The sequence below is a fragment of the Corynebacterium fournieri genome, from assembly GCF_030408775.1.
GTDB lineage: Bacteria > Actinomycetota > Actinomycetes > Mycobacteriales > Mycobacteriaceae > Corynebacterium > Corynebacterium fournieri.
Genome location: NZ_CP047210.1, coordinates 1,061,807 through 1,081,740 on the forward strand (window position 1 = coordinate 1,061,807; position 19,934 = coordinate 1,081,740).

Here is a 19,934-nt window from a genome sequence, read left to right on the forward strand (position 1 = left end):
CATGAACCGCATCATTTCCGGCGAGGCCCGCGGCCGCAAGATCAAGGTGCCGCCAGAGGGCACGCGCCCCACGTCCGATCGCGCCCGCGAAGGCCTGTTTTCTTCCCTCCAGGTCCGTTTCGGCTTCGTGGACATGAACGTGCTGGACTTGTTCGCCGGTTCCGGCGCACTCGGGCTTGAGGCCGCCTCCCGCGGCGCGGCAGAGGTGGTGCTGGTGGAAAGCAACCCGGCTGCTGTCCGCGTCATCGAGTACAACGCCAACGTGGTCGGCCACCCCAACACCGTCATCGAGCCGGTGAAGGCGTCGACGTACCTCGCCCGCGCCCCGCGCAACCACTTCGACATCGTGCTCGCGGACCCGCCGTACGAGCTCGCAGATGAGGCTGTCGCTGAAATGGTCGAGGCGCTCAAGCCCACACTCCGCCACGGCGCAGTGGTCGTCGTGGAGCGCCACCGCGAGAGCCCTGAGACCGCGTGGCCGAAAGAATTCACGCCCACGGGCCAGAAGCTGAAAAAGCGCCTGTACGGCATCGCGCGCATGGACATGGCCGTATACGAAGACCCAGAGGTGGAGGACTAGATGACTACTGCAGTGTGCCCCGGCTCTTTCGACCCGATCACCAACGGGCATTTGGACATTGTCACCCGGGCCTCGCGCCACTTCGACGAGGTGGTGGTGCTGGTCACCGGCAACCCGACGAAGACGTCCGGGCTGTTCTCTGTTGATGAGCGCGTTGACCTGATCCGCCGGGCCACCGGGCACTTGCCCGGCGTCCGCGTGGATAGCTGGGGCGGGTTGCTGGTGGACTACACCTCGGCACACCACATCACCGCGCTGGTCAAGGGCCTGCGTTCCTCGCTCGATTACGAGTACGAGCTGCCCATGGCGCAGATGAACCGCCGCCTGACCGGCGTGGACACGTACTTTCTGCTCACCGACGAAAAATACGGCTACATCTCTTCCTCGCTGACCAAAGAAGTGGCCAAGTTCGGCGGCGACGTCACAGGTTTGGTGCCGGACATCGTGCGCGAGGCGATGCAGGAGAAGTTCCGCTAGTGCTCGTCGTCTGCGGCGTCGGCATCGCCGTGGCGGTGGGCGCGGCCCTGCAACGCATCTCAGGGATGGGCGTGGGGCTGATCGCCGCGCCGGTGCTCTCGCTGTTGCTCGGGCCTGTCGACGGCGTGCTGCTGGTCAACCTGCTCGCCGTAATCAACGCGGCGACGAACACATGGGGCATGCGCGCCGACGTGGACTGGAGAAAGTTCGCGCCGATTGCGGCAGCGCTTCTTGCCGGCGTGCTTCCCGGCGCCTGGGTGGTGGCCCACGCGCCGACCAACATCCTCCTCGTCACAGTCGGGGCTCTGCTGCTGCTTGCCTTGTCGGTGGTGACGCTGGGCAAACGCTACGTACCTCGCGTCCAAGGGGTAGTGCCGGCGGCGGTTTCTGGCGTGGTCGGCGGGTTCATGAACACCTTGGCCGGCGTCGCGGGGCCGGCCATTACGGTCTACGCGGAGGCTGCGAGGTGGCCGCAGCGCGTCTATGCAGCGACGTTGCAGCCGATCTTCCTCGTCGCCGGGACGCTGTCGTTTACCGTCAAGCACTTCACCGGCGCGGCGGACGTGTCCGCAATCGAGGCTGAGCTGTGGGTTGCCACCCTCGCCGCGTTGGCGGTGGGCATTGCGCTGGGCAAGCGGCTAGCACCGCGGGTGCCGGCGACAACCGCGCACACAATAGCGCTGGGCTTAGCTTTCGCCGGCGGGGCCACGACCCTCGCGCGCGGGCTATTGGCTTAGCGCCGGTGGCGTAGGTTGGCCTCGTAAAAGTTGACGACCAGGTTATTTCCGCGGTCCGTTTGCCCAGGTCGAGTTTCGGCCGCGTCAGATTTTACGAGCGGCCGGTTTTGACCCGCGCCGAGAATGCCGGTGCCAGGCGAAAACCTGATTAAAACAGGGTGGACACGAACGCCTTGGTGCGCTCGTGCTGCGGGTTGTCCAGCACTTGTTCGGGGGTGCCGTACTCGATGACCTGCCCGCCGTCCATGAACGCGACCTTGTCCGCCACCTCGCGCGCAAACGCCAGCTCGTGGGTGACCACCAGCATGGTCATGCCTTGATCGGCGAGATCGCGCATGACGCGCAGGACTTCGCCGACGAGTTCGGGGTCCAGGGCGGAAGTCGGTTCGTCGAAAAGCATCAGCTTCGGGTCCATCGCCACCGCACGCGCGATGGCCACGCGCTGCTGCTGGCCGCCGGAGAGTTGGATGGGGTAGACATCCGCCTTGTTGCCCAAACCGACCATTTCCAACAGCTCGTGAGCGCGCGCCTTCGCCTCCGCGACGGATTGGCCCTTCACATGCACCGGCGCCTCGATGATGTTGTCCAGCACCGTGCGGTGGCCGAAGAGGTTGAAGTTCTGGAACACCATGCCGATGTCGCGGCGCTGCTTCGCGGCCTCCTTCGCACTCATCTCGTGCAGCACACCGCCGCGATCCTTGTAGCCGATGAGCTCGCCGTCGACGTACAAACGGCCCGCGTTGACCTTTTCCAAGTGGTTCACGCAGCGCAGCAGCGTGGACTTGCCGGAGCCGGAGGGGCCGATGAGGCACGCCACCTCGCCGGGAGCCACTTCCAAATCGATGCCCTTTAGCACGTCGAGGTTGCCGAAGGACTTCCACACATCCACGGCCTGAATCATCGGAGTCTGCTTGACGGTCATTAGCGCTGCCCCTTCTTCTGCGGTTCTTCCACGATTTCAACGTTGTTGGGGATGGTGCCCTCCGCGTCGGCCAAGCTAGCCAGCTGGCGGGCGGTGAGCTGGCGGGTGGCGCCACGGTCGAAGTAGCGCTCCAGGTAGTGCTGCGCCACCATGAGCAGCGACGTGATCACCAAATACCAGGTGGCGGCGACCAGCAGCATCGGCACCGGCTCGAACAGCGCGGCGGCGATGTCCATGGAACGGCCGTACAGCTCCAAGGAGTAGGGGATAGCCACCACGAGCGAGGAAGTCTTCAGCAGCGAGATGAACTCGTTGCCGGTGGGCGGGATGATGATGCGCATCGCCTGCGGCAACACCGTACGGCGCATGGTCTGGCCCCAGCTCATGCCCAGCGCCTTAGATGCCTCCACCTGGCCTTCCGGGACCGCGGAGACGCCGGAGCGGACAATCTCCGCCATGTAGGCGGCCTCGTTTAAGCCCAGGCCCACCACGGCCAGCGTGAAGGCTGACGAGGTAAACGGCTCCAGTGGGATCTCGGCGAAGCCCAGGTTGATGGTGTCGTAGATGGCGCCGATCAGGCCCCAGAACATCAGCTGGACGTAGACCGGGGTGCCGCGGAAGATCCACAGGAAGATCCATCCCACGGATTTAAACACCGGGTTCGGGCTCATGCGCATCACCGCCAGTAGCACGCCGCCGGCGAGGCCGATGAGCATGGCCAGCACCGTAATGGCGATGGTGTGCAACGCCGCGGTGGCGATCCGGGTATCGAGGAGGTAGTCGAAGTAGGTGTCCCAACCGTAGGCGTCGTTACGCGCCGCGCCGACGACAAACCACACCACCAGCGCCACGAGCAGTGCCGCGAGCACCCAGCGACCCGGGTGGCGCAGCGGCTTTGCCTGAATGCGCTCCGGACGGGTGCGCTCGCCCTGTTTCGCCTTGTACTTGGAATAGGGGGTGCTCATGCTCACTGTCCTCCCAGAGGTTGTTCATTAATCATGGCCTGGTCCAGCAGGCCGGTGTCGATGTTCCACTGATCCAGAATCCGGGCGTATTCGCCGGTGTCGATGAGGTGCTGCATCGCCGCCGCCATCGCGTCCGCCAACGGTGAGCCTTTTGGAACCGCGAAGCCGTAAGGAGCTGCGTCAAACATCTCTCCGATCATCTCCATCTCGCCTTTGGAGCGCTCGACCGCCCAGGCGGTTACAGGAGAGTCCGCACTGTACGCATCCGCACGACCGACCAGCGTGGCCAGCGCGGCGTTATCCGCGGTGTCGAACGCAAGCACGGTGATCGGGTCTTTGCCCTGCGCGACGCACTCCTCAGACTTGGGGCGCACGTCGTCTGTTTCGGACACGGTGGTGCGCTGCACAGACACAGTCAGGCCGCAAGGGTCGTTGGGGTCCACGCCCGAGCCCGGTTGTGCGGCCCACTGCACGCCCGCGTAGAGGAAATTGACAAAGTCGTAGGACTGGCGGCGTTCTTCGTTGTCGGTGAAACCGGCCGCGCCAGCGTCGAGGCTTCCGGCCGAAACAGCCGGCAGGATCATGGCGAAGTCCATGTCTTCCGCCTGGAAATCCATGCCCATTACGCCCGCGGCGGCACGGGCGAGGTCGAGTTCCACGCCGATGAGTTCGCCGTGGGAATCCTTGAACTCGAAGGGCGCGAACGGCGGGTTCGTACCTACATTGAGCACGCCGTCCGCCGCGATTTCCGGCGGCACCATCGCCGCGATCTCGGGCACCGCGTCCGGGACGATAGGTTCCCAGCCGTCAGGAGTGCCGCCCTCCTCGTTGGTCACGCATCCCGCGAGCAGCGTGGTCGCGGCAAGGCACGCGGCGACGCGCAGGGAGGTGGTGTGTTGCATACCGGCTCCAAATACACGATGAATATTTACAACGAATCGTATATTACACCGGACTGCAAATACGTATCGACGGCCCCAAGGTCATCCCTGGGGCCGTCGCTAAGCAAACGCTTTCTGCTACTGCGAGGCCATGCGCACGCCGCGCATGACGAGCTCAATCAAGGAGCCCAGCACGAACACACCCAAAAACACCGGGATGAGCACGGACGTCGCCTGGCTGGAGCCTGCGGAAGACTGCGCGAAATCACCGGTGAACAGGCCCGAAGACATCATCGACGAGCCTTGAGCTTCCTGCTTCCACAGCTCAACCGGGTTAGCGGTGTCCGGAACAGAGGAGTTGCGTGCCCACGCCTGGACGACCTCTTTGCCTTCGCCTTCCTCCATGCCGTCGGTCCACTCGAGGAACATGTCGGAGGAAGAAACCTCCTTCAGCGGGTTCTTCTCCGGGTCGATGTAGAGCGGGTCATTCTCCGGGTCCTGGTCGAGCCACTCCAGGGAAGGGGACGGATCGCCCGGCTTCCGCGGCTTGTTCTTCTTCGAGGCCTTATCGGAAGAGCTGGAGGAGTTCTCCTGGGCGGAGAGCTTCTCAAACGCATCCGCGGCGTCCTTCAGGGCTGCAGCGGTGTCAGCATTTGCTCCCGTGGGCTTCGTTTCGGCGGTTGCCGCAGGGACCGTCAAGCCTGCGAGGACGAGTGCTCCGGCGGTAGAGCCGGCGATGAGAGACTTACGCATGGGGCGTATCTTAACCAATCCGTTAGAGAATGCGATGCAGCGTCTTGCGCCCGGCAAAGAGAATCAGCAGGGACACCACGAGAGAACCTGCGCCAAACCAGTACGGCACGCCAGCACCCAGAGATGCAGCCAGTGGACCGGATACGGCTGGCGCCACCGCGCCGCCGAGGAAGCGCATACCCGAATAGCTCGACGAGGCCACGTTTCGCGGCATCTCCGTCGCCTCCATGACAGCCTCGGTCAGCACCGTGTTGAACACGCCGCTGAAGAAACCCGCGAGGATGACCAGGACCACTACGACTCCCAGCTGGTGGGCGCCGAAGCCGAGGCCGGCTAGGACCGCGCTGAAGCCGAGAAGCACCGTCACCACCACCGGAATCAGGCCGAAGGCGCGGGTCAGGCGGGGTGCGATGAACACCGAAGAGACGGCCAGTGCCAGGCCCCAGCCGAAGAAGACGTAGCCCAGCTCAGTCGCGCCGAAGTTGCGCCCGCTCAGCGCGGCAGCTTCCTCGATGGGGTACGGCGAGTAGGCGAGCAGGGTGAAAAACCCGAAGTTGTAGAAAAACGCCACCAAGCCGAGCGTGAGGAGGGCCGGGTCTTTGACTGCGGCGAGACCTGCCGTCAACGCGACGGGTTCCGGTTTGCGCTCGGCCTTAGCCAGCAGTGTTGCAATCGCGATGAAACCGGCCGCCATCAGCACCGCCGTGCCGTAGAAGGGGGCGCGCCAGCTGATCTCACCCAGCACGCCGCCGGCGAGGGGGCCGACGGCCATACCGACGCCGATCGCGGCTTCGTACAAGATCACTGCCTGGCCCGCGTGCCCCGACGCCGCGCCGACGATGGCCGCCAGCGCCGTGGAGATAAACAGCGCGTTGCCCAGACCCCAGCCAGCGCGGAACCCGATGATCGCGTCGACCGAACCCGCAGCGCCCGACAACGCCGCGAAGACGACGATCAGTGCCAACCCGATCAAAAGCATGGTCTTGACTCCGATGCGCGAGGAGATAAACGCGCTGAAGAACATAGCCAGTGCCGTAATGAGCAGGTAGCTGGTAAACAGCAGCATCGTCTGGGTCGGGGTGGCGTCCAGCTCGCGGCTGATGGCGGGCAGGATCGGGTCCACCAAGCCGATGCCCATGAACGACACGGCGCAGGCGAAGGCCAAGGCCCACACGGCGATGGGCTGTTTCAGGATTGAATTGTTTTCGGGTGTATGCGGCGCGTCTGTCACGCGCGACCTCCTTCGGTTTGTTGTCGTTATTTACGCTTGGGTTCTCAATGTTGCCGCCGCAGGGCCTGCGTCAGCTTCGGGAGCAGCTCGGCTGCCCGCTGGAGCGCCATAATGTCGCTCGGCGGTAAGGATTTGAACGTCGGCACCACTTCGCGGGCGGAGATCTCGCGGTAGTTGCTCAGCACTTCATGGCCCGTCGGCGTGACGGTCAGCTCGCTCGCGCGTGCGTCCTCCGCAGACGGGGTGCGTCTGACCAGGTCGCCGTCGACGAGCAGTTTGACCGCCTGGCTCATGGATGGCTGTGTAATGCCCTCGCGGATCGCGAGTTCCCCAACCCTCAGCCCCGGTTCGCGGTCGAGGGTGGCGAGCACGCGCAGCGATACATAGGACAGCGTGAATTCGGAGGCTTGGAAGGCTGCCCGCGCGAAGTGGCTGCTGGCGGCAACCAGGTTGACTGCGAGCTCTGCAAGTTCCTCGTCGTGGTGCATAGGCAAACTATATAGGAAGGCTATGTACTCTCGAAAATGAGCCTAGGAACCGCCCAGTCCGGGATTCCCGGCTGGGCAAGCCGGAGGGGGCATGAAGCCCAGGCGTTAAAACACCGTTAAGAGGCCTTAAGAATCGATCAGGCGGGCGCGAAAGCACGTCTTCGGGTGGTTGATTTAAGGGCATGGCTCAAGATTTCATAGGTCTCTTACTCAGTGGTGGTGTCCTCGCATACCTGGTGTATGCCCTGCTCAATCCGGAGAAGTTCTGAGGACATCATGCCGCTTGCAATTCAAACCATTTGCGCACTGCTGCTCGTCACCCTTCTGCTGGCAGTCGCCCGGGTGCCTGTAGGCATATACATGTACAAGTGCTTCACAGACAAAAAGCACAACGCCGCGGAGAAAGTCGTCTACAAACTCATCGGCGTCAACCCCGACAACGAAATGCGGTGGACCTCCTACGCAATCGCGTCCGTCGCTTTCGGTGTGGCGTCGGTGCTCGTCTTGTGGCTCATCATCATGGTCCAAGGCATGCTGCCATGGGGCTTTGGCCGCTCTCAAGACTGGCACACGGCGTTGAACACTGCAGTCTCCTTCACCACGAACACGAACTGGCAAAGTTATTCGGGTGAAACCGGGGCGGGGTACGTCGTTGGTATGGCTGGTCTGACCGTGCAGAACTTCGTGTCTGCGGCCACCGGCATCGCCGTCGCCGTGGCACTGTTCCGTGGTCTCGCACGATCGAACTCGGGGACGGTAGGCAACTTCTGGGTCGATCTTGTTCGTGCCTCGCTGCGCGTGCTGCTTCCTATTTCCGTTCTCGGCGCGCTTCTTCTCATCGCAGGCGGAGTGGCCCAAAACTTGGCCGCGCCCCTGCAGGTCACGACGGTGACAGGGCAGTCCCAGACAATCCTCACCGGCCCTGTGGCGTCGGAGGAGGCAATCAAGATGCTCGGCACGAACGGCGGCGGTATCTTCAACGCAAACTCCGCGCACCCGTTTGAAAACCCGAACGCGTGGACGAACTTGCTGGAGATTCTGCTTGTTCTGCTCATACCGTTCTCACTGCCGGTCACCTACGGGCTGTTCGTGAAAGATCGCCGCCAAGGCCTCGCGCTGACTGCGGCCATGGCGATCTTGTGGGCTGGGTCTGCCGCGCTGCTGGTCTGGGCTGAAAGCTCTATGCCCGCGACTGCGTTGGAAGGTAAAGAAAGCCGTTTCGGCGTGCTGTGGTCGGCCATTTTCGCTACGACCACCACCGGCACCTCGACCGGCGCAGTCAACTCGATGCACGACTCATACAGTCCGCTCGGCGGCGGACTGGTCATGTTCAACATGATGCTCGGCGAGGTTTCGCCCGGCGGTGTGGGCACCGGCATGTACAACATGCTCACCTTCGTAGTGCTCTCAGTGTTCATCGCGGGGTTGATGATCGGGCGCACGCCCGAGGTGCTCGGAAAGACCATTGGGCGCCGTGAGATCACACTCGCCGCGCTGGCCGCCATCGTGATGCCCGCGCTGGTCCTGCTGCTGACGGCGGGGGCAGTGCTGCTCCCGGGCGTGCGCGAATCGATGAACAACACCGGTTCCCACGGCTTAAGTGAGGTGCTTTACGCATACACCTCCGGCGCGAACAACAACGGTTCCGCGTTCGCCGGACTCAGCGCTGGAACGCCGTATCTCAACCTCACTATCGCGTTTGCCATGTTCGTAGGGCGCTTCGCGCCGATCGCACTCATGGTCGCTCTGGCTGGGTCGCTTGCGGCGCAGCGCGGCCGCCAAGACACCGCCGGCTCGATGCCTACCCACAACGCCACTTTCACCATTCTCTTGCTCTGCGTGATTCTCATCGTCGCGGGCCTGACATTCCTGCCGTCGCTTGCGCTCGGCCCTATCGCGGAGGCACTTTCATGACCACTGCAACTCAAGCACCCGCACCCGTTTCCAAACGCCAATCGAGCTCGCTCAGCAGCCAATTGAACGGCAATGTCGTCGAGGCGTTGAAAAAGCTCAACCCCGCCAACCTCGTGCAGCAGCCCGTGATTTTCGTGGTGTGGCTCGGAGCGGTGCTCACCACCGTGCTCACCGTCTTCCATCCCACCCTGTTTTCCGTCAGCGTCACGCTGTGGCTGTGGGCGACGATCATCTTCGCCAACCTGGCTGAAGCGGTCGCGGAGGGCCGCGGCAAGGCACAAGCCTCGGCGCTGCGGCAAACTCGCACCGATGCCAGGGCGCGATTGCTTTGCGACGACGGTACCGAAACCGAAGTGTCGGGATCCGATCTCTCCATCGGAGATTTGGTCGTGGTGGAAGCCGGCCAGCAGATCCCGGGCGACGGCGACGTCGTCGAAGGCGTTGCCACCGTGGATGAGTCTGCGATCACAGGCGAATCCGCACCTGTGATCCGCGAGTCCGGCGGCGACCGCAGCGCAGTCACAGGTGGCACCACAGTGCTCTCCGACCGTATCGTGGTCAAAATTACGTCCAAGCCGGGCGAAACATTCATCGACCGAATGATTTCCCTCGTCGAGGGCGCCGAGCGAAAGAAGACTCCGAACGAGCTCGCTCTGAACATTCTCCTGATCACGCTGAGCATCCTGTTCGTGATGGCAGTCACCGCTATTCAACCAATGGCGATCTACTCCGGGCACAAGCTCTCGCTCATTGCTCTGGTAGCTCTGCTCGTGTGCCTGATTCCGACGACAATCGGCGCGCTGCTCAGCGCCATCGGGATCGCAGGCATGGATCGCCTCGTGCAGCACAACGTGCTTGCCATGTCCGGGCGTGCGGTGGAGGCAGCCGGCGACGTATCGACGTTGCTGCTGGACAAGACCGGCACTATTACGTACGGCAACCGGCGGGCATCCGACATCGTCACGGTCGAAGGCACCGACTCCAAGGAAATGATTGCCGCTGCGTGGCAAAGCTCGCTTGCCGACGAAACACCTGAAGGCCGCTCCATCATCGAGTTCATTGACGGTCTCGATTCAGCAAACGATGTCGTACGCGACGACGCCACCACGCTGAACAGGCAAGGCGCTGAGTTCGTGCCGTTTTCCGCAAACACCCGCATGTCGGGAGTGGATTTCCCCGATGGAACGCAGGTGCGCAAAGGCGCGAGCTCTGCAGTGAAATCCTGGGTCGCAGCCGAAGGGGGCCGTCTGCCCAGCGATGTCGACCAGGTCGTCGAAGATATCTCTGCATCCGGCGGCACGCCGCTCGTGGTGGCCAAGAGATCCTCGGGACAGTCACCGCGAATCGTCGGTGTGCTCCATCTGAAAGACGTTGTCAAGCCGGGGCTGACTGAACGCTTCGCGCAACTGCGGGAGATGGGCATCAAAACGATCATGATCACCGGTGACAATGCTGTTACCGCGGCAGCGATCGCGAAGGAAGCAGGGGTCGACGACTTCCTGGCGGAGGCCACGCCGGAAGACAAGATGCGCCTGATCAAGAAGGAGCAGGCCGGCGGCCACCTCGTCGCGATGACTGGCGACGGCACGAACGACGCACCTGCGCTGGCTCAAGCCGACGTGGGCGTGGCCATGAATTCGGGTACCTCTGCGGCGAAGGAAGCCGGAAACATGGTTGACCTCGACTCGGATCCGACAAAGCTCATCGACATCGTGGGCATTGGCAAACAGCTGCTGATCACTCGCGGCGCGTTGACTACGTTCTCCATCGCGAATGACCTGGCCAAGTACTTCGCCATCATTCCCGCGATGTTCGTGCCGATCTTCCCCGGGCTGGAAATGCTCAACGTCATGCGCCTGCACTCGTCCGAATCCGCCATGCTCAGCGCAGTGATCTTCAACGCGCTGGTCATCGTCGCACTCATCCCGCTTTCGCTCAAGGGCGTGAAGTACCGGTCGATGTCCGCCGGCGCGCTGCTCAACCGCAACCTGCTCATCTACGGACTCGGCGGAATTATCGCCCCGTTCATCGGCATCAAAGCCATCGACCTGATCATTCAACTCCTCCCAGGGATGTGACTCTCATGAATACTTTGCGGCAAACAGGGGCAGCCTTCCGCGCCCTTCTCGTTCTCACTGTCATCCTCGGCATCGCCTATCCGCTTCTCATGGTCGGAATCGGCCGCCTCATGCCAGCCCAGGCGGACGGCTCACTGCAACGCAACGGCGAGGATGTCGTCGGCTCCAAACTCATCGCGCAACCAGCGGGAGGACCGGAATTCTTCCGGCCGCGGCCGTCCGCTGGCGACTGGGACGGCGAGGCGTCCGGAGGCAGCAACCTCTCTCCGGCATCGCGGGAGCTGCGCGACCGAATGGATGAGCGCAGGCAGGCATTGGAACAGGAAAACCCGGACGCCGGCGAGGTTCCTGCAGAGGCGCTGACGGCATCTTCCAGTGGCCTCGATCCACACATCTCTCCGGAGTACGCGCACTGGCAGGCGCCGCGGATCGCGGGGGAGCGGGGAATGGACCGTCAGGACGTCGACAAGCTGATTGAAGCTCACACGAAAAAAGCACTCCTGGGCTTCTTCGGACAGGATACGGTGAACGTCAACGAATTGAACTACTCGCTCGAGTACGAAGGCTGACACTATGACACGAGGACGGCTCCGCGTCTTTCTCGGCGGCGCGCCCGGTGTGGGCAAAACAGTCGCGATGCTCACGGAAGGCCACCGCCTTGCTGCTGCCGGCGAAGACGTGGTGGTCGCACTCGTGGAAACACACGGCCGCCCGTTCACTCTGAAGCAGGTCGACGGGCTTGAGGTGGTGCCGCGCAAGGACGTGTCGTACAAAGGCGCAACGATTGCCGAGATGGACCTCAACGCAGTGCTGGCGAGAAAGCCAGACGTTGCGCTGGTGGACGAAATGGCGCACACCAATCCCCCAGGCAGGCAAAACTCCAAACGTTGGCAGGACATCGAAGTGCTGCTCGATGCCGGCATCGACGTGATTTCCACCGTCAACGTCCAGCACCTCGAATCCCTCAACGACGTGGTGGAATCAATCACCGGGGTGGTGCAAAACGAGACGATTCCGGATGCAGCGCTGCGTGCAGCCGACCAAATCGACCTCGTCGACCTGTCACCGGAGGCACTGCGACAACGCATGGCATACGGCGATATTTACAAACCCGAGAATATCGACGCCGCATTGGCGAACTACTTCAGGGAAGGAAACCTCTCCGCGCTGCGCGAGCTGGCGCTGCTGTGGCTGGCTGACCGGGTCGACGAAGCGCTCGCCCGCTACCGCGAAGACAACAGCATTGAGAAATCTTGGCCCACCCGCGAAAGGGTTGTCGTGGCTCTGTCCGGGGGGCGCGAAGGTGAGGCGTTGCTGCGACGCGGCGCCCGAATAGCTAAGCGCGGCGTCGGCGGGGAACTTCTCGCAGTGTTCGCGACGCGCTCCGACGGCCTGTCAGGTGCGACCCTGCCGGATATAGCGCGACTGCGCCGGCTGACAGAAGAGCTCGGCGGAACCTTCCACACCGTCACCGGCGAAAGTCCGGCGCAATCGGTGCTGGAATTCGCACGCGGATGCAACGCGACGCAGATCGTGATCGGCACCAGCCGTCGTCCCCTGTGGCGGCGTCTGTGGTCGCGCGGGTTTAGTGAGGAAATCATCGAATCTTCGCACGAGATTGACACCCACGTCGTTGCGCTCGCGGACGGTGGGACAGCGATGCGCCGGAAACGCGCGCAAGCCCTCCCCGGGGAACGCCGGAACGCGGGATTCCTGCTCGCCGTTGCCCTGCCAGCCGTGATCAGCGGGTTGTTCCTCTGCTTTCGGGACCACCCGAATCTCGCGCTGGTCTCACCCGTTTTCCTGCTCGCGGCAGTGGTGGTCGCGCTCGTCGGCGGATTGTGGCCGTCCGTCGTCGCAGCTGTGCTGGGCAGCTTGCTCGCTGACTGGTTTTTCACGCCGCCGTACGGCACATTGACGATCGGCCACTTGGCTAACACCGTCGCTCTGCTGTTTTCGGTGGCGGTGGCGATCATTGTCGCCTCGTTAGTCAACCGCTATGCGATGCGGCTGCACCAGGCACGTGTCGCCCAGGCCGAGGCCACTGCCATGGCCGACATGACCAACGTGCTGCTCGGATCGAATCAACAGTTGCGGCTCTTGCTCGACCGGATCGTTGAGATGTGCGGATTGACTGCTGCGGCGGTGGTAGAGCGGCGCTCACAACTCGGCAGCTTTACAACGTTAGAGTGCACGGACGCCTTTGACCCAGCCAACATTGAGGACAGCGAGCGCGACGCCATTGACGGCACGCACGACCTGGTGCTGCAGCCCGCGGACATCTCTGCCGAGAAGCGGCGGCTGATCAGCGCCTGCGTTGTCTACGCCCAGGCCATACTGCAGCGCGATGAACTTGAGCGCTCCGCTTCTAGCGCGGCTGAACTTGCGTCGGACAACAGGGCGCGAACTGCGTTGCTCTCCGCAGTTTCCCATGATCTTCGAACGCCGCTTTCGGGCATCAAAGCCTCGATAGAAAGCTTGCGCAGCACATCGGTGTCGTTCACCGCCGAAGAGCGCGGGGAACTTATGGAGTCCATCGAACTGAGCGCGGACAAATTGGACAGGTTGATCACGAACCTCCTCGGCATGTCGCGGCTGCAGGTGGGGGCCCTTATAGCTAAACCGGATGTTTACGATCTGCGGGAATTGCTTCCGGAATATATTGCCCAGGTGAGCGAGCCGAACCGGGTGCGTTTTATCGCCGCCGCCGAACCTGTGCTGGCGTGCGTGGACGCGGGGTTGTTGGAAAGAGTGGTGACCAACCTCTTGGAGAACTCGTTGCACTACCAACAGCAGGGCGAGGTGCGGGTCAGCACTGAACCGCAAAGTGGGGCAGTGGCGATCAAAATTGTGGACTCCGGACCGGGCGTGAAGCGCAAGGACAGGGAAGCAATTTTCCTTCCTTTCCAACGTAAAGGCGACACGCAGACCACTGATGGGGTGGGACTCGGTCTCGCCGTAGCCCGCGGATTGGCAGAGGCTATGCACGGCGAGGTCGCTCCGTCGGAGACACCGGGTGGCGGGCTGACTATGACAGTGCGCGTACCGGTGAAGCCCAATCCACGTGAAGAGAGGGAAGCAGACGTATGACCAAGATCCTCGTCGTAGACGACGATGCCACGTTGCTGAGAACGCTGCGAATCAACCTTCGCGCCCGTGGGTACGAGTCCGTGTGCGTCGGCTGCGGCATGGATGCGTTGGACGAGCTGGAGGAGGACCCGCCACAACTGGTCATTCTTGATCTCGGCTTGCCAGACATCGATGGCACGGAGATCCTTCACCGTGTGAGGCAGACGTCCCACGTGCCAATTATCGTGCTGTCTGCACGGGACCAGCCGGAAGACATAGTCGAGGCGCTCGACGACGGCGCCAACGACTTTGTGACTAAACCGTTCGGTGTGGAAGAGCTGATGGCCCGCGTGCGGGCATCCTTGCGAAGCAGTGGGGTAGCAACCTCGGCGATTCCACCGTTTGTCGCGGGGGATGTGGTCCTCGACTTTGCCGAGTCCCGCGCAACAAAGGCTGGCCGCGAATTGCACCTCACGCCAACCGAGTGGCGGATGCTGTCCACGTTGGCGAAGGCGAACGGAGTGCTCGTGCGTCACGATGATCTGTTGGGCTCCATCTGGGGGCCCGGCTACGGGCGGGAATTGAACTACCTGCGCGTGTACGCCCACCAAATTCGCCGGAAAATAGAAGACGACCACACCCGGCCGACATACTTGATTACCGAGCCAGGTGTGGGATATAGACTTGTGCGCGGCGGTGCCTGAGTGCGGCGCTAATCTTCAGCCTGAGCGTCGAGGCGTTCCAAGTCCCGGCGGCGCCGGCGCTTTGTGGTGCTGTAGGTCAGCGCACCTGCGGTCAGCGCGCCGACTACGGCACCGATAACTGCGCCGCTTGCTCCCGCGCTGTCCACACCATCAGATTGGCCGAAGCCACCGGCAACGATGATGCCCACCAACCCAATCGCGCACAGCACGGAATACGTGACGACGACTGTGCGTGGCATGTCGCGCAAGCGGATTATCGGCGATGCGACGTAGTTGCGCATCCACGTTGTGCCCACAGCGCTGCTGACTGCCGGAATGAGAAACACGAGCGCCGACAAGATTGACTCGCGACTGGGAAGGACCCAGGCGAGTACGGCGCCGATAGCTGCCGCTGCGAGCAGGGAAGTGATCATCCCAACTGTGTTTGCCTTGTGGTAGACGGCGGCCTCGAACTCGTCGGTGGCGGTGCCATCGACGTAGTTGACAACGGTGTCTCCGTATCGCTTAAACATCCTCTTCCTTCTCCTTCGATTGCCCAAAGACATCCTCAACTGACTTTCCAAATTCACGGCAGATGTCGAGGGCGAGGTACACGGAAGGCGAGTAGTTGCCCCGCTCGATGTTGGCGATGGTCTGCCGCGAAACACCGACGCGGTCTGCGAGCTCTTGCTGCGACATTTCAAACCAGCGCCTCCATTTGCGGACTGTGTTCATTGCACCTCCTTCCATTTACAAAATATAAAAGGTTCGCGTCAGTGTGTCAAGATAGCTTTACATTATGTTGGCTCTGTTTGCGCCTGATGGTGAGCTACATGGTGAGGAGGCGCCGGATAAGGAGTTGTTCGTCAGGGTTGCCGGTGAACTGGTAGATGTATGGCGCTCAATCGAGCGGAACTTTTGTGTCTTCCCAGTTTGGCGCGGTTTCCTCCCAAAAATGCCCAGCCAACCAATTGGGGGTTTCGGAAAACTCTTTGACAACTGCCAACGCTGGCAGGTTCTGAGCCCAGTTCCATGGTCTTCCGTGTTTGGTTCCAAACTGACCCTGGGCGACACCAGAACGGAGCCCTCACGTAGAAGGTCAACGTGAGTGGCAAAACAGGGGTAAAAGCGATGCACCTGTCAACTCAGCTGCTAGAGAGACCACTTTCAGTCGCGCAGCGGCGATACCCGGGCTACCCTTGCCCGGTTGCGAATGCGTCTAACAAGCAGCTGGAGGTGGAATTTGTGAGCCTTCAAAAATCCTTGTGGATTTGCGCGGGCATCGAGACTCTGCTTGCGGGGTATTTGAACGGAGTCCCTTTTCCTCTGCTAATAGCTCTTCTTTTCATCGCTTCCATCCCGACGGCACTACTAGTCAAGTCATCTACAGAGCTGAAAGGTGGGCTTGAGGTCTTAGGCTTGCTTGCGATCTGTATTGCTTTAAGTGCCTTCGTTCCGCTCGTTCTTGTCTTCGCTTATGCCGTTTATGTCTCTGTAAGCTGGTATTCGGTTACCCCCGCTGAGTCTCTTTAGCGGGAGCCTACGACATGAATTGGAACCCGCAATGACCACCAGCGAAGTTACTCTCACGCGGACCTACATTCTTTCCCGCAAAGAGGATCTACCTAAGTGTTATACGCGCTACCTCGAGCGAGTCGAAAGAGTTAAGCAATTCACCGCCGTCTATCTGATCGCAGACACAGAGCATGTCGAATCCAATGCTCTCGTGAGAGAGAACTTGTTGCATGATCTTCGGGCTCAGAGCGATGATTCGCTCAACGAGGACGAATGGGGTCTCTACAGTTACTGCACAGCGTTGGGTTCAATCGAAGAACCCATCGAGCCTGGAGCGGCGGTGTCCAGGCTTTGGGAGGACATGCTCCTAACCGACGATGAGGAGTGGCCCCGGTCCTTCATCAGTTCGGTCGAATTCGCATCGTTGATGTCTCGACCATAGTGACTAAAACGCTTCGTCTCGCGTAGACGGAACGCTCGTCGATAGGCAGTAGACCCTGCCTCTGCACCTCGAGGCGCCGAACGCCGCGATCCCTAGGCTGCTTCCGTATCAGCCCACCTGGAGCTACCCCCACCGCGCCTCGGGGCGATCTTCCCTCCGCTTCAACAGACCCAGCTCCGGCGCTACAACGCCCTCAATACCCCCACTAATCACCCAACCCCAGCTCACACCGAAAAAGAAAAATCTCAAGACACCGTAGGAACGATGTCTCGAGACAACAACACGCGGTGCCCCAGGTGAGACTCGAACTCACACTGGACGGGTTTTGAATCCGTTGCCTCTGCCAATTGGGCTACTGGGGCTTCGGGCGAAAGTTTATCCCAGCGAAGTCTCTGTCACGAAATCACCTCGCTAATGGGCGATCCGGGCCACGTCGGGCTGCCCGCTAGACTGGCCAACCGTGAGCGATACACCCGAGAACACGAAGCGACTATTGCTTATCGACGGCCACTCGATGGCCTTCCGCGCCTTCTACGCGCTGCCCGCGGAGAACTTCTCCACCTCCGGCGGCCAGCACACGAATGCGGTCTACGGGTTTCTATCCATGTTCGCCAACATCCTGGCGGACGAGAAGCCGACGCACGCCGCCGTCGCCTTCGACGTGGGCCGTAAGACCTTCCGCACGGAGCGTTTCCCGGAGTACAAGGCGCAGCGCGAGTCCGCGCCGCCGGAGTTCAAAGGCCAGGTGCCGATCATCGAGGACGTGCTGGGTGACCTTGGCATCACCACCTTGAGCAAGGAGAACTTCGAGGCGGACGACATTGTCGCCACGCTGGTGACCCAGGCGCGTGCGGAGGGCGACTTCGAGATCGTGCTGGTCAGCGGCGACCGCGACTACATCCAGCTTGTGGACGGCACGACCACCCTGATGTATCCCACCCGCGGCGTGTCAACAATGACCCGGTTTACGCCCGAAGAAGTAGAGAACAAGTACGGTCTAACGCCTGCGCAGTATCCGGACTTCGCGGCGCTGCGCGGCGATCCGTCGGACAACCTGCCCAGCGTGCCGAAAGTGGGGGAGAAGACCGCCACCAAATGGATCACGCAGTACGGCAGCCTCGAAGGGCTCATCGAAAACGCCGACGAGCTCAAGGGCGTGGCCGCGAACAACTTCCGCGAGCGCATCGACCAGGTCCGCCTCAACCGCGAGCTCACCCAGATGGTTACCGATGTGGAGCTGCCGGTCGCCCCGAACGATCTGGAGCTCAAGCCGGCCGAGATCCCCCAGGTAGCCGCGCGCTTCGACGACCTCGAATTCGGCGTGAACCTCCGCGAGCGCGTCCTCGCCGCTGTGCCCACTGACGGCGCTGCGCCCGAGTCCCAGGTGGTCGAGCTCGAGGACATCACGCTTGACGACGAACCTTTGGACGTCTGGCTTTCCGCGCGAGAGGCCGACGGCCTGGCTGTGTACATCACCGGCAACGCCGCGCCTGGTCAGGGTGACGTGGTGGCGCTTGCGATCGTCGATAAGCAAAGGCACGGAGTATCCAAGCTTGCCGCGGACTTGAGCGCCGAAGAGGACGCTGCGCTGAAGCGCTGGCTGGAATCGGACGCGCCGAAGTACATGCATGAGGCCAAGGCGGCGTACCACATGCTGCGCGGGCGAGGTATTGAGCTGCGGGGCATCGCGCACGACACCGCGATTGCCGCGTACCTGCTGCGTCCAGGCCAGCGCACCTACGCTTTGGAGGATATCTACCAGCGCCACCTGCAGCGCCAGCTCGACATCGGCTCCGACCAGATGAGCCTGCTGGGCGACACCGCGGACGTGGACGCTGCTGCCGCAATTCTGGAGCTGGCGGCCGAGCTGGCGAAGGAGTTGCGCGAGATCAACTCCTACGAGCTCTACGCGGACCTGGAGCTGCCGCTGGTGACCGTGCTCGCGGAAATGGAGTACACCGGCATCGCCGTGGACTTGGACGTGCTGGAAGACCAGCGCAAAGAGTTCACGCTGAAGGTCGAGCAGATCGAAGAAGAGGCGCGCAAGCTTGTGGACGAGCCTTCGCTCAACCTCTCCAGCCCCAAGCAGCTGTCGGCCGTGCTCTTTGACAAGCTGGAGCTGCCGAAGACGAAAAAGACCAAGACCGGCTATTCCACCGCCGCAGGTGAGATTGAAGCGCTGGCGGAAAAGCACCCTCACCCCTTCCTGGATCACCTCCTGGCGCACCGCGAGCTGCAGAAACTCAAGTCCACCATCGAAGGCTTGATCAAGACGGTGCAGCCGGACGGACGCATTCACACCACGTTCAACCAGACCGTCGCCTCCACCGGCCGTCTCAGCTCAGCGGAGCCGAACCTGCAAAACATTCCGGTGCGCACGGAAGCCGGGCGCAAGATCCGCTCGGCGTTTGTGGTGGGTGAGGGCTACGAGTGCTTGCTCACTGCCGACTACTCGCAGATTGAGATGCGCGTGATGGCGCACCTCAGCCAGGACGAAGGGCTCATCGAGGCATACCGGGCAGGGGAGGATCTGCACAACTTCGTCGGCTCGCGCGTGTTCGACGTGCCCATCGACCAAGTCACCCCGGAGCTGCGCCGGCGCGTGAAGGCAATGTCTTACGGTCTGGTTTACGGCCTGTCCGCCTACGGGCTGTCCAACCAACTTTCCATCTCCGCCGGCGAGGCCAAAGACATCATGGAAAGCTATTTCGAGCGCTTCGGCGGTGTGAAGCGCTACCTGGACGAGGTAGTCGAGCAGGCTCGCCGCGACGGCTACACCTCCACCGTGTTCGGCCGCCGCCGCTACCTGCCTGAGTTGACCAGCGACAACCGAGTCGCGCGCGAGAACGCGGAGCGTGCCGCGCTCAACGCGCCGATCCAGGGCACGGCGGCCGACATCATCAAGGTGGCTATGCTCCGGGTCGACTCGGCGCTGGAGGGCAAGCAGTCGCGCGTGCTGCTGCAGGTCCACGACGAGCTGGTGGTCGAAATCGCCCCGGGTGAACTCGACGAGGTACGAGAGATTGTGGAGCGCGAGATGGACGGCGCCATCGAGCTGCTCGTGCCCCTGGAAGTCTCCGCCGGAACCGGGAAGAACTGGGACGAGGCGGCGCACTAACGAAGCCCTCGACGCGCAGAGGCGGGTAGGAACGATATCGATTCCTACCCGCCTCGCCCACGGCTCCCCTCCCTGGGCCGT

Annotated in this window: 18 protein-coding genes and 1 tRNA gene; 10 read left to right on the forward strand and 9 right to left on the reverse strand. The window is 62.2% G+C overall.

What is annotated here, in order from left to right:
* The first annotated feature begins 1 nt into the window (after window position 1).
* From rsmD to CFOUR_RS05190, 3 genes are read left to right on the forward strand one after another with little or no spacing between them, the layout of a single operon-like run.
* Window positions 2–580 (forward strand): 16S rRNA (guanine(966)-N(2))-methyltransferase RsmD, encoded by a 579-nt coding sequence (gene rsmD, locus CFOUR_RS05180; RefSeq protein ID WP_085957866.1) that lies wholly within the window; start codon window positions 2–4, stop codon window positions 578–580.
* Entirely contained in the window at window positions 581–1,057 is a 477-nt protein-coding gene (gene coaD, locus CFOUR_RS05185) for a pantetheine-phosphate adenylyltransferase (RefSeq protein WP_085957867.1), read from the forward strand.
* Window positions 1,057–1,794, forward strand: coding sequence for a sulfite exporter TauE/SafE family protein (locus tag CFOUR_RS05190; protein ID WP_085957868.1), 738 nt, complete (start codon window positions 1,057–1,059; stop codon window positions 1,792–1,794). Before coaD ends, CFOUR_RS05190 begins: the two co-directional genes overlap by 1 nt.
* A 148-nt stretch (window positions 1,795–1,942) precedes the next feature.
* Here the strand turns inward: CFOUR_RS05190 and CFOUR_RS05195 are convergent, their stop codons facing one another.
* The 6 genes from CFOUR_RS05195 to CFOUR_RS05220 all read right to left on the reverse strand — a co-directional run bounded on the left by CFOUR_RS05195 (window position 1,943) and on the right by CFOUR_RS05220 (window position 7,034).
* Window positions 1,943–2,716 (reverse strand): amino acid ABC transporter ATP-binding protein, encoded by a 774-nt coding sequence (locus CFOUR_RS05195; protein ID WP_085957869.1) that lies wholly within the window; start codon window positions 2,714–2,716, stop codon window positions 1,943–1,945.
* The gene (locus CFOUR_RS05200; RefSeq protein ID WP_085957870.1) at window positions 2,716–3,681 is read right to left on the reverse strand and encodes an amino acid ABC transporter permease; all 966 of its coding nucleotides are present in this window, start codon (window positions 3,679–3,681) and stop codon (window positions 2,716–2,718) included. The genes CFOUR_RS05195 and CFOUR_RS05200 overlap by 1 nt, the downstream gene beginning before the upstream one ends.
* A 2-nt stretch (window positions 3,682–3,683) precedes the next feature.
* Window positions 3,684–4,583 carry an ABC transporter substrate-binding protein gene (locus CFOUR_RS05205; protein ID WP_085957871.1) on the reverse strand — a complete coding sequence of 300 codons (900 nt, stop codon included), beginning with the start codon at window positions 4,581–4,583 and terminating at the stop codon, window positions 3,684–3,686.
* A 117-nt stretch (window positions 4,584–4,700) separates the two neighbouring features.
* A complete protein-coding gene (locus CFOUR_RS05210; protein WP_085957872.1) occupies window positions 4,701–5,315 on the reverse strand; it encodes a hypothetical protein in 615 nt (204 codons plus the stop codon).
* Window positions 5,316–5,337: 22 nt separating this feature from the next.
* Window positions 5,338–6,546 (reverse strand): MFS transporter, encoded by a 1,209-nt coding sequence (locus CFOUR_RS05215; RefSeq protein WP_230471835.1) that lies wholly within the window; start codon window positions 6,544–6,546, stop codon window positions 5,338–5,340.
* A gap of 44 nt (window positions 6,547–6,590) precedes the next feature.
* On the reverse strand, window positions 6,591–7,034 hold the full coding sequence (locus CFOUR_RS05220) for a MarR family winged helix-turn-helix transcriptional regulator (RefSeq protein WP_085957873.1): 444 nt from the start codon (window positions 7,032–7,034) through the stop codon (window positions 6,591–6,593).
* Window positions 7,035–7,216: 182 nt separating this feature from the next.
* Here CFOUR_RS05220 and kdpF point away from each other — a divergent pair, with 182 nt between their 5' ends.
* Genes kdpF through CFOUR_RS05245 form a run of 6 tightly spaced genes read left to right on the forward strand, consistent with a single transcriptional unit; the run spans window position 7,217 to window position 14,799 of the window.
* Window positions 7,217–7,303, forward strand: coding sequence for a K(+)-transporting ATPase subunit F (gene kdpF, locus CFOUR_RS11365; protein ID WP_085957874.1), 87 nt, complete (start codon window positions 7,217–7,219; stop codon window positions 7,301–7,303).
* 7 nt (window positions 7,304–7,310) lie between these two features.
* The gene (gene kdpA / locus CFOUR_RS05225) at window positions 7,311–8,948 is read left to right on the forward strand and encodes a potassium-transporting ATPase subunit KdpA (protein ID WP_085957875.1); all 1,638 of its coding nucleotides are present in this window, start codon (window positions 7,311–7,313) and stop codon (window positions 8,946–8,948) included.
* Window positions 8,945–11,026: a potassium-transporting ATPase subunit KdpB gene (gene kdpB, locus CFOUR_RS05230; protein ID WP_085957876.1), complete on the forward strand. Its 2,082-nt coding sequence runs from the start codon at window positions 8,945–8,947 to the stop codon at window positions 11,024–11,026. Before kdpA ends, kdpB begins: the two co-directional genes overlap by 4 nt.
* 5 nt (window positions 11,027–11,031) lie before the next feature.
* Window positions 11,032–11,595: a potassium-transporting ATPase subunit KdpC gene (gene kdpC / locus CFOUR_RS05235; protein ID WP_085958470.1), complete on the forward strand. Its 564-nt coding sequence runs from the start codon at window positions 11,032–11,034 to the stop codon at window positions 11,593–11,595.
* A gap of 4 nt (window positions 11,596–11,599) precedes the next feature.
* A complete protein-coding gene (locus CFOUR_RS05240) occupies window positions 11,600–14,116 on the forward strand; it encodes a DUF4118 domain-containing protein (RefSeq protein WP_085957877.1) in 2,517 nt (838 codons plus the stop codon).
* The gene (locus tag CFOUR_RS05245) at window positions 14,113–14,799 is read left to right on the forward strand and encodes a response regulator transcription factor (protein ID WP_085957878.1); all 687 of its coding nucleotides are present in this window, start codon (window positions 14,113–14,115) and stop codon (window positions 14,797–14,799) included. Before CFOUR_RS05240 ends, CFOUR_RS05245 begins: the two co-directional genes overlap by 4 nt.
* An 8-nt stretch (window positions 14,800–14,807) precedes the next feature.
* On the opposite strand, the gene CFOUR_RS05250 is transcribed toward CFOUR_RS05245, so the two are convergent.
* The 3 genes from CFOUR_RS05250 to CFOUR_RS05260 form a co-directional block, all read right to left on the reverse strand.
* Complete coding sequence (locus CFOUR_RS05250) at window positions 14,808–15,311, reverse strand: hypothetical protein (RefSeq protein WP_085957879.1); 504 nt, start codon at window positions 15,309–15,311, stop codon at window positions 14,808–14,810.
* Complete coding sequence (locus tag CFOUR_RS05255) at window positions 15,304–15,513, reverse strand: helix-turn-helix transcriptional regulator (RefSeq protein ID WP_101706398.1); 210 nt, start codon at window positions 15,511–15,513, stop codon at window positions 15,304–15,306. The genes CFOUR_RS05250 and CFOUR_RS05255 overlap by 8 nt, the downstream gene beginning before the upstream one ends.
* Before the next feature lie 1,510 nt (window positions 15,514–17,023).
* Window positions 17,024–17,097, reverse strand: a tRNA-Leu gene (locus tag CFOUR_RS05260).
* Window positions 17,098–17,249: 152 nt separating this feature from the next.
* Between CFOUR_RS05260 and polA the strand changes: the two genes are divergently transcribed.
* Complete coding sequence (gene polA / locus CFOUR_RS05265; RefSeq protein ID WP_230471906.1) at window positions 17,250–19,853, forward strand: DNA polymerase I; 2,604 nt, start codon at window positions 17,250–17,252, stop codon at window positions 19,851–19,853.
* The last annotated feature ends 81 nt before the right edge of the window (window positions 19,854–19,934 follow it).

Excerpts from the sequence above, each read along its gene's own strand:
- rsmD (WP_085957866.1), top strand. The coding sequence starts at position 2 with ATGAACCGCATCATTTCCGGCGAGGCCCGCGGCCGCAAGATCAAGGTG.
- CFOUR_RS05195 (WP_085957869.1), bottom strand. The coding sequence starts at position 2,716 with ATGACCGTCAAGCAGACTCCGATGATTCAGGCCGTGGATGTGTGGAAG.
- CFOUR_RS05220 (WP_085957873.1), bottom strand. The coding sequence starts at position 7,034 with ATGCACCACGACGAGGAACTTGCAGAGCTCGCAGTCAACCTGGTTGCC.
- kdpF (WP_085957874.1), top strand. The coding sequence starts at position 7,217 with ATGGCTCAAGATTTCATAGGTCTCTTACTCAGTGGTGGTGTCCTCGCA.
- kdpC (WP_085958470.1), top strand. The coding sequence starts at position 11,032 with ATGAATACTTTGCGGCAAACAGGGGCAGCCTTCCGCGCCCTTCTCGTT.
- coaD (WP_085957867.1), top strand. The coding sequence starts at position 581 with ATGACTACTGCAGTGTGCCCCGGCTCTTTCGACCCGATCACCAACGGG.
- kdpA (WP_085957875.1), top strand. The coding sequence starts at position 7,311 with ATGCCGCTTGCAATTCAAACCATTTGCGCACTGCTGCTCGTCACCCTT.
- CFOUR_RS05245 (WP_085957878.1), top strand. The coding sequence starts at position 14,113 with ATGACCAAGATCCTCGTCGTAGACGACGATGCCACGTTGCTGAGAACG.
- CFOUR_RS05250 (WP_085957879.1), bottom strand. The coding sequence starts at position 15,311 with ATGTTTAAGCGATACGGAGACACCGTTGTCAACTACGTCGATGGCACC.
- CFOUR_RS05200 (WP_085957870.1), bottom strand. The coding sequence starts at position 3,681 with ATGAGCACCCCCTATTCCAAGTACAAGGCGAAACAGGGCGAGCGCACC.
- CFOUR_RS05240 (WP_085957877.1), top strand. The coding sequence starts at position 11,600 with ATGACACGAGGACGGCTCCGCGTCTTTCTCGGCGGCGCGCCCGGTGTG.
- kdpB (WP_085957876.1), top strand. The coding sequence starts at position 8,945 with ATGACCACTGCAACTCAAGCACCCGCACCCGTTTCCAAACGCCAATCG.
- polA (WP_230471906.1), top strand. The coding sequence starts at position 17,250 with ATGGCCTTCCGCGCCTTCTACGCGCTGCCCGCGGAGAACTTCTCCACC.
- CFOUR_RS05255 (WP_101706398.1), bottom strand. The coding sequence starts at position 15,513 with ATGAACACAGTCCGCAAATGGAGGCGCTGGTTTGAAATGTCGCAGCAA.
- CFOUR_RS05205 (WP_085957871.1), bottom strand. The coding sequence starts at position 4,583 with ATGCAACACACCACCTCCCTGCGCGTCGCCGCGTGCCTTGCCGCGACC.
- CFOUR_RS05210 (WP_085957872.1), bottom strand. The coding sequence starts at position 5,315 with ATGCGTAAGTCTCTCATCGCCGGCTCTACCGCCGGAGCACTCGTCCTC.